Source organism: Pseudomonas sp. 2VD (assembly GCF_005503585.1).
In the GTDB taxonomy this organism is placed as follows: Bacteria; Pseudomonadota; Gammaproteobacteria; order Pseudomonadales; family Pseudomonadaceae; genus Pseudomonas; species Pseudomonas aeruginosa.
The window spans coordinates 1-9,259 of record NZ_SCND01000242.1; the positions used below are offsets into that span (position 1 = coordinate 1).

Genomic DNA, 9,259 nt, shown 5'->3' on the forward strand with positions numbered 1-9,259 from the left:
GTTCGAGTCCGTGTGGGCCCACCACCTTCAAAGCCGCGCACTGCGCGGCTTTGCGCTTTCTACGGTAGTGGCTCCAGGATCAGTCCTTTGGTCCAAAGGTACGAAAACGGTACAGCGCTGGCACGCCAGCCTACCTTTGGAGTTCCTCTCAGATGGCCACGATCGTTAAAATCCGCTCCTGCACCCGAAACGCCTTTCTCCTCGAAGAAGGCTATCCGACTACCTCCCAAGCCTTCCGGACCAAGAGCACTACCCGGGTACGCCACGTCGACGTCGACGTGATGCGTAACCAGTACGGCAGCACCAATTCGCCTCGGTTCGGCGCAGAGACAAGGAATTCATTCCCGCACCGCGAATTAGCATCGCAGAGTCGGCAAGACCTCTTGAGGGGCACTCGCTTTCCACTGTTAGGACATGCGCAGCACTGAGCCAGGTTTGACGGAAACGTCGATACCGCTCTTCAGCGCAACCGCACCCCCACCTAACTCTGGAACCCTACTCTGATGGCCACAATCGTCAAAACCACCGCCGGCACTTGGAAAGCAGTTATCCGCAAAATTGGCTGGCCGACCACTGCAAAGAGTTTCCGAACCAAGCGCGATGCTGAAGACTGGGCTCGCCGCACCGAAGACGAGATGGTGCGAGGCGTCTACATCCAGCGCAGCGGCTCCGAACGCATGACGCTTGAAAAGGCGCTGGAGCGCTATCTGCGAGAAGTCACCCCGACGAAGAAACCCACCACACAGAAAGCTGAGGCCACCAAAGCACGGCAATTGATCAAGCATCTGGGCAAATACTCCCTGGCTGCCCTATCTGCAGACATCATTGCCACCTATCGCGACACTCGTCTTACCTCTATCTCCAAGCGCAAGAAGCCAACCAGCAACAATACCGTGAGACTTGAACTGGCTTTGCTCAGCCACGTCTTCACGGTGGCAATCCAAGAATGGGGGCTCGGCCTCACCTTCAATCCCGTCCTAAACATCCGCAAACCAAGCCCGGGAGAAGGCAGAGACCGCCGTTTGTCTGTCGACGAGGAACGACGCCTTCTAGTTGCAGTGAAAAATCACAGCAACCCCATGCTGGGGTGGATCGTATGCATCGCACTAGAAACCAGCATGCGCTCGTCAGAAATCACGGGGTTACGTTGCCAGCAGGTTGATCTCGAGAAGCGCGTGGTACGCCTTTCCGACACGAAGAACGACAGCGCCCGGACCGTACCACTCACAAAGCTGGCCACTGAGACATTCCGGATGGCCTTGGAAAATCCGGCTCGCCCCATGGACTGCCACCTAGTGTTTTTTGGCCAGCCAGGGAAAGACAAAAAACGCCGCCCCTATGCCTTTAGCAAAACCTGGGGCCTGATCAAGAAACGGGAGAACCTGGCCGATTTCCACTTCCACGATCTACGGCATGAGGCCGTCAGTCGACTGGTCGAGGGTGGCCTGTCAGACCAGGAGGTTTCTGCCATCAGCGGCCACAAGTCCATGCAGATGCTTCGCCGTTACACCCACCTACGTGCCGAAGATCTCGTCGGTCGCCTGGATAGCATCCACAAGCAGTGACTGACTTCAGCTATCGGTTTCGCATGCGAAACTGACCTCAGCTGCATCTATCCCAAGCGACCGATCACATAGGTACTGTGGTTGCGAATTTCGCTGCACCGCCTGCCCTGGCTCAGTATTAGGCCAAGGCAATCTCTCCCTCTCCCGGGGCCGCAATGCGGAACCGGGGAGGAACCTTAAAAGGGGCACTCGCATCCCACTGTTTGGGCATACCCATCAACCGGATATGCCCTATGACTCTCGAACAACATCTGCTTTCGACATTTGGTCCCCTTCTGACCCTGGACCAACTCGCACAGCTACTTCATCGCAGCCCAGGCGGACTGAAGTTCACCCTCTCGACCAAGTCGGAATTCTCTCGCCAGGTCAACGCCACAAAAGTCCGACTCGGGCGCCGAGTGTACTTCCGCGTGTGCGACGTGGCCGCACTTCTCGCAGGTAGCGCAACAGACACACAGCACTGAGTCGCGGCTGATGGAAACGTCGACTCTGCCGCTATTCAGCGCCGTGGAGGAAGCCAGCTTGTTTCACGAGCAGGCACGTACTGGGTACTTTTCTCTGTTGGTCCAGCAGCGAAGCAAAATGGCCCAATCGTCCCATCCACTGTCAAAAATGGACAAGATTTTGCCCCTTGTAGACCCGCTACGCGACACATGGATATCTCAGGCTGAGTTCATTCGCCCTAATCGTCGAGTCGTCAATCTAGCTCGAATAGGTCTACTGTTCGCGGACTTGGATACGTACCGACTATCGTGGTCCGTCGGCAGGACACCCGAGCAACTAGCAGAGAGCGTTTTGTACTACTGCAGGTTGGAAGGCATCCCCGCACCCTCCCTACTGATCTATAGCGGCCGCGGTATCCAAGCGAAATGGCTGCTCGACGGCGCGTTACCGAGGCACGCCTTACCACGCTGGAACGCCTGCCAGCGCTACCTAGTAGATAGACTGACCAGCCTCGGGGCCGATCTCCAGGCCAAGGACGCTTCACGTGTACTGCGATTGGTCGATACGGTGAACACCAAATCCGGCAACGTGTGCCGCGTCGTCCACGTTGAGACTAACCAACGTGGCGAGCCGGCCTGCTACAGCTTCGAGTATCTGGCGGAAGTACTGCTACCGGTGGCCAGATGGACCATTGAACAACAACGCCGTGAGCGGAAGGAGCGCCAACAGCTCAAGGTATTGCTCGGCGGCAAATACAACAATCTACGCAGCTTCTCCAGCCGACAGCTCGCATGGCACCGGCTCGAAGATCTACGCACGTTGGCCGTTCTGCGCGGCGGCGTCAGGGAGGGTGAGCGGATGAAACACCTATTCTGGCGTCTGAATTTCCTGCTGCTATCCGGCGCAACGCACAGCAGTCAGATGTTCCACGAATCAGCGGCACTAGCATTCGAGCTAGACCCGTCTTGGTCATATAGCTCTAGGGAGTTGATGACACTCTATAGCAAGGCCAAGGAGTACGAGGCCGGAAAGAGGATCACGCTGGGCGGCAAGAATTTTGCGCCTCTGTACACGCCGAAAAATGACACCCTCATCAACCTGTATCAAATCACATCCGATGAGCAGCGGCATCTGAGGACCATCATAGACTCGGGGATTGCTGCAGAACGCCATCGGAAGCGTGAGACAGTCCGAAGGCGGGCCGCCGGCGCCGTAGATAGGGAAACCTATGAAAACGGCTCCTTGAATCGGCAGAAACCCTGGGAAACCTTTGGAATGAGCCGAGCAAGCTGGTATCGAGCAGGCAAGCCCACCAACCTATAAGAGTGCCAAGATCAAGCATCAGGCCGAGCAGACCATGCCTCGTCGCAATTTCACGACGACGGCGAGGTACGTGAGACAAGTCCGTGCGTATTACTAATGGCGTAGCCTCATCAGGTCATTACACCACGCTATGGCAACGGAAAGTCGCCTAGCCTGGACCACCATATTGAGTACGGTCACCTACGTCATCGCCGGTTGAGCACGTCCGACAGAGCTGGCCGACAATGAGATGAGCCTGTTCAGATCTCTAGAAATAAGGCAGACTGCTGGCACTATGGCACTGTCCAATGACTCAAGGAATGAGCGATGTTAAAAGTAGGCTGGGTTAATAAGTTCTCTATACCCCAAGTGCAAGCCAACCCTGGCCCTCCTTTACTTACGTACCATTCCCCTAAATTAGTAGCTCCGTCCCGGAACTGCCACTCACAGATTCCAGAAACCTTTAAATGGGTCGCTGAGCAACTATTTAGCTACAAGCTCGACTCAGCAAAAACCACCACTCAAGAAAGCCGAAAAATTTCCGCCACACATATAAGGCGGCGAACAGCAATATACACCACGCACCCCCGAGAACTTCAAAACCGCCAACCACCGGAGTGAAACTCTAAATATCGCCCATAAAAAACTACAAATATAAAAAAATCTATAAATCCTTAGAAACCATAACGAGCCAAATCAAATGATCAAGTCAGAAAGTCTTGTAGCCTATAAAGATAGAGTAGTAGGCGATGATCGCGGAGTGGTAAAACCAGTCTTAATTGCAAACGAAGACGGAAGCTACAAAACACTAGACAGAACCAGATTTCCGTCCGGGATATATATATCAAAAGGCTACTCCTCTATAGACACCTCCCATGAAGAAGGTGAGTTATTCCTTATTAAGGAGTATCATAAAGACGAGCAGAAAACTGAAGATCATGGAATCGACCGCTATTGGGCCATGGGAAAAGACATTGTTCCTCTGCCAGCAAATAGCTTCCTGCCCGTTATACAATGCCAACTGCCTCCTATTGAAACAGGTGTTCTTCCCGATTCAGTTAAAGCACCTTCGGGCCTCTTCTTCATTCTAGACGAGTCAGAACATAAAGTTTACGGTCCAGTACAAGCTTCAACGGTCCCTGGCGATTCCGTACAAGTAGTTGAGGCAGCAGCAACACCAAAGCTATCTTTTGGGGCCGACTACTTAGGTGTGTTTGATACTAGAGAACTATCAGAAAGCTTAATTCACCTAAACATTAATAACCAAAGCTGCGCATTCATAAGTTCAGCTAACGAACTAGCAAATCACCGTCACTCCACGCACGATTTCATGAGTGATCGAAAGCTAATTCGACACTTTAATAAGCTGCAATTTGGCAAGAACGCCAAGACTCTTTCAAGGAAAGAAGCGGAAAAGCTGTCTACATCGATATCAGACTTTGAGCGTCTACGACGAGCTGCTCATGTTAAAGACGAGCGCCTCGAACGACTAAAAGGAATACTTGATCGATACCTTAACGAGTCTGACATTGGATACCAAATAGTAAAAGACTACTTTGACTCAACAACTGGCTCTCGTTTTCTGACCCAATACGTTGAGGAAAACCAAAAAAGTCTACTCGGTACTCAGATCCAAAAAATAACTGCTGACGTTGACCGAATGGAAACGGAATTGAAGCAGAAGTTAAACACCATTGAGAACCAGATAAAAACTAAACAGGATGAATTAACCAACGTTCACGGGCGAGTTGAAAAAGCCAAAATTGAGTCCGAAAAGAAAATTGCTGAAGTAAACGCCGAAGCAGATGAACAAATCCAACAACTAATGCGGGCTCGAGAGGAATCGCTTCAGGATGAGATTAGCGCTAAAGAGAAGTCATTAGAGCAAAAAAACACTGAGCTTGAGGAAATCTGCAGCCGACTAGGAATTGCAAATAATATCGCTGAGATGGAACGTCGAGATATTTTCCTTCAAGAGAACAACAAGCGCCTAGAAGCTGCGGCAAAATCTTACCAAGATCAATTGCAAAATACGGATGAGCTTTCCAAGAGAATTAGTGAATACCATGTAATTGGTCGAGTATTAAAGGGCGGAAACATCACTCAAGGGCCAAACATCGAATTTGCTCCTGTCGACTTTGCCTCTAGCATACCCGCCAATGCAGCAGACTTGGTGGACAAAATCAGAAGTCATTTGGACTGGGACAACGGAAAGACTTTTTCAAGCGCCGAACTCAGTAACCTCCTGATTAGTACTACTCAATCCTTCCTTACTGTACTCGCCGGACCTCCTGGGGTTGGAAAAACCTCTACAGTTGTCCGTCTTGCAAAAGCCTTACAGTTAGGTTCCCCAGAGGACCATAAAAACTTCCTGTATATGCCGGTCTCTCGAGGATGGGTATCCGGCCGTGATATTTTGGGCTTCTATAACAGCCTAAACAGTACATATCAGCGAGCACGAACCGGATTATATGACTTTCTCAACCGGAATGACGGAGGAGCACGTACCCTCCAGATGGTCCTTCTTGATGAAGCAAACCTCTCACCAATGGAACACTATTGGTCTGACTTCCTCGGCATGTGCGATGCTGAAGGGCGCAATCGCCCAATCGATACCGGCATGCCAGACCCTGATAAACGCTACCTGCAAGTCCCCCAAAATGTGCGTTTCATTGCCACAATCAATCACGACTCTACAACTGAGCGTCTCTCCTCACGGTTAATTGATCGGGTGCCAGTCATATCTATAGACCATGAAGTAGATATTGATTATGGGTTCGAAACCGAGGACCTAATGCTCGACGGAGCAATCGATTACTCACTATTTGAGAAATTCTTCAAATATCAGGGAGACGAAGCGGAGCTATCCACGATCCATAAAGACATGCTTGACACGCTTGTGACAATACTAAGCCAGCGAGATGCTGAGCTAGGCCAGTCGATAAGCATCTCTCATCGCAAGCGATCGGCCATCACTAACTATTGTGCTGCCGCTGTGACCAACGAGCTAATGGATCCAGACACCGCATTCGATTTCTCCGTATCACAACACATTCTCCCTCACATCGAAGGATACGGCTCAAAGTTCAGAAACAGAATAATAAAGATCCAAGAGGTACTTGGTAAGAACCATCCTCGCTCTAACAAGCATCTCGAGCGAATCCTGACAAGTGGAAACGATTTCAGCGGCACCTATTCATTCTTCTAGGAAGGATTATGGAGCTTATACTAACCATCATGACTGGCGCCCGAAAGGGGCAGGTCATAACGCTTCAAAAAAGATCTGAGGCGAAAAATGCTGATATCCCTTGGGTTCTCGAAGATGAAGAAATCAAGTTTGACATAACAGTTCCGCGCCTATATCGCTCCTCCATTCTAGAGCTATATCAGCACAGCATTCCAACATCGCACGCATCTTACCCTCCGGAGCATCCAGATTCTGTTAAATTTTCCTGGATACCCGACACCAACTCCAACATAACCGCCAGCAAACTATTTTGGAATTACTTTGGCGTAGCCGAACTTAACCTTCTGCTTAATGATGAAAATGGTGAGATATCTGAACTATTAAACTTTCAGCCAATTCAAGTTGTAGCCACAAAAAGCTCTGCCGACAAAGTCGAAAGAATGTTTGAGTATTTGGCGAGCATTTCTAGTGAAGCTTTACACTCCGTATTCAGTGCCACACGACACACAGTGGGATTTGAAGAGGGAGCAGTTTCACCGAGCTACACATTCGAACGATTGGAGCATGCAATCGCAGCGCTGAAGGAGCTCCTTCCTCATGTATTGAGATCGCCTCTCACACGGCTAGTTCCGGAGCAAAAATTAGTTCCTTTAACAGGCCGAGAGGAACTAGATGACTCATCCATCGGCTGGCTGGTTGAAAATCTTTCAGTACTACAACCGACTGACCATCCAGAGGACGCCCACGTATACTACGATGGCGATCACTTCAAAGCATCAGGCCTACTGCTCCCGGTGCTTGAAGAGCAAACCGATATATATGAAAATCGCGTCATTCATGGCTTTATAGATTTACTAATCCGAACAGCTCAGAATCTAGGAAACAGAATGGAGTCCGAGCTAACCAGACACGGATCTAATTCCACCATCCCCAACGGATACGTTTCTTTCTTTGAAAAGGTAACTCGCTTCAAAGCACAACTAATGGGAACCCAGATAAACAAAATCGACGCAATCTTGTCGACCCTAAATCAGTACAAAATCGTTGTAGACAGGCAGCTCTTCGTCAAACATCCAATACATGAGCGGCCGATCATTACGCCAAAGACACAATGCAAACCGGCCTACCGCGATCTTTTCGTAGAAATTATCAAGTGGCATGAAAAAGGAAAGATAGACTGGACGGCTTATGAAAACCTGTTTGCAATTGAGAGCATCCCCATGCTCTTTGAGGCCTACTGCTACTTCCGAGTATTAGAAGTAACAAATAAATTCTTACACACCCCCACCCACGAGAGCGTAAAAACCAAAGAGCGCACACTAAAAACCTCCTTTACGGACAAAGGAAACAACGAGATTGAGGTGATCAAAGAGCCTGAATACTGGACTCTAAATCACAATAACCGTCATCCAGAGCACATCGTAAACGGTGAGGCCTTCACGGTAAATAAGGACAACCGCTCCATTAGGCAAAGAAGCCAAAGCGGGGCAAACAGCAAGCGAGTCCCAGATATTGTAATACAAATAAAAAACCCACAAGGGAAAGTCAGGCTAATAATACTTGACGCAAAATACAGCTACGCCAACAAGGCTTTTATCGATTATCTGCCAGACTTAACCATGAAGTATGTCCATGGCATACATAGGTTTGGCCAGAATGAACCACTAGTCTCGTCGATGTCTATTCTGTACCCTGATGACAAAGCCGGTTTCAGAGGCTTTCACTATGGCCCGCTAGGTGTTTTTGGGGAGGCACCTGTCAGCCCCTCCCTTCAAGCGTGCGGTATAGTACTGGGAAATGATAGGCAGCTAGATCAACTCGACCGATTAATCCGTCGGACTTTAGAGCTTGAAGGAGTTTCACCTCAAGGCCTCCAATTAATAGAAACCGAGAGAGATGTAGCGTAATACAGATACATCGCCACCTGAGACATCCCAAAAGCACCTCATTATAGCCCAGCTCCTCAAATACCAGAGAGCTGGGCTTTTTTCATGCCCTCTACTCGCCATTGCGCATTTGCAGGATCAGAGCTATATCCGCATCTGTTTAAATTTAAAAACGCTGCCCTGAGGCTTTATGGCCATTCAGCGTGAGTTCTACTTGCACTATTGGGTGCAAACAAGCCCAAATTTCGGGGCTTAGCTTTCGCGCCAATTAATCGACATGAACGCGCGGCGTATACCTCTCTCTCCCTTACCCTCAAACTCTCATTTATTATCCAGGGACCGTTAAGATCGATAAACGGCAAGCAAAGGGATTTCTGGGGGATATCTGGGGTCGCGAAAGGCTAGAAAGGGGACTCCTCAACTCGCTCCTTAGGGACAGAGAGCGGCATCGAACGGCGACAAGGGGAATTTCAGGGGGAACCCGGGGGTACTGTGAGTGCTTTTGTCTGGACGAGGTAGAGAGGTGGGATAGCTCTGCGTCACTACCGTTAGGTAGTGACGCAGAGCGTAGGCCCGCGAAGCGTGTAGTGGTCTACTGATCCCGGACACCGATTTAGGCGAGAATCCTCGCCGTGAGAGAGGTGTCTGATGAGCAAGCAACGACGTACGTTTTCCGCCGAGTTCAAACGAGAGGCCGCGGCCCTGGTGTTGGACCAAGGCTACAGCCATATCGACGCCTGCCGTTCGCTGGGGGTGGTGGATTCGGCCTTGCGCCGTTGGGTGAAGCAGCTCGAGGCGGAGCGCCAGGGTGTGACCCCGAAGAGCAAGGCGTTGACGCCTGAGCAGCAAAAGATCCAGGAGCTGGAAGCCCGGAT

Annotated in this window: 5 protein-coding genes; all 5 read left to right on the forward strand. The window is 50.3% G+C overall.

Annotation, left to right across the window (positions count from 1 at the left end; translation table 11 throughout):
* Positions 1-503 precede the first annotated feature (503 nt).
* A complete protein-coding gene (locus FFS27_RS22350; protein ID WP_023100778.1) occupies positions 504-1,565 on the forward strand; it encodes a site-specific integrase in 1,062 nt (353 codons plus the stop codon).
* A 474-nt stretch (positions 1,566-2,039) separates the two neighbouring features.
* Positions 2,040-3,332, forward strand: coding sequence for a replication protein (locus FFS27_RS22360; RefSeq protein WP_161790287.1), 1,293 nt, complete (start codon positions 2,040-2,042; stop codon positions 3,330-3,332).
* Positions 3,333-4,011: 679 nt separating this feature from the next.
* The gene (locus FFS27_RS22365; RefSeq protein WP_034023302.1) at positions 4,012-6,519 is read left to right on the forward strand and encodes an AAA family ATPase; all 2,508 of its coding nucleotides are present in this window, start codon (positions 4,012-4,014) and stop codon (positions 6,517-6,519) included.
* A gap of 8 nt (positions 6,520-6,527) precedes the next feature.
* A complete protein-coding gene (locus FFS27_RS22370; RefSeq protein ID WP_071536780.1) occupies positions 6,528-8,405 on the forward strand; it encodes a DUF2357 domain-containing protein in 1,878 nt (625 codons plus the stop codon).
* 627 nt (positions 8,406-9,032) lie between these two features.
* Positions 9,033-9,259 (forward strand): transposase (locus FFS27_RS22375; RefSeq protein ID WP_031753850.1); only part of this gene is annotated, 227 nt, incomplete at its 3' end.

What these genes read in the sequence shown, in the direction of transcription:
- FFS27_RS22350 (WP_023100778.1), top strand. Translation starts at nt 504, where the DNA reads ATGGCCACAATCGTCAAAACCACCGCCGGCACTTGGAAAGCAGTTATC.
- FFS27_RS22360 (WP_161790287.1), top strand. Translation starts at nt 2,040, where the DNA reads ATGGAAACGTCGACTCTGCCGCTATTCAGCGCCGTGGAGGAAGCCAGC.
- FFS27_RS22365 (WP_034023302.1), top strand. Translation starts at nt 4,012, where the DNA reads ATGATCAAGTCAGAAAGTCTTGTAGCCTATAAAGATAGAGTAGTAGGC.
- FFS27_RS22370 (WP_071536780.1), top strand. Translation starts at nt 6,528, where the DNA reads ATGGAGCTTATACTAACCATCATGACTGGCGCCCGAAAGGGGCAGGTC.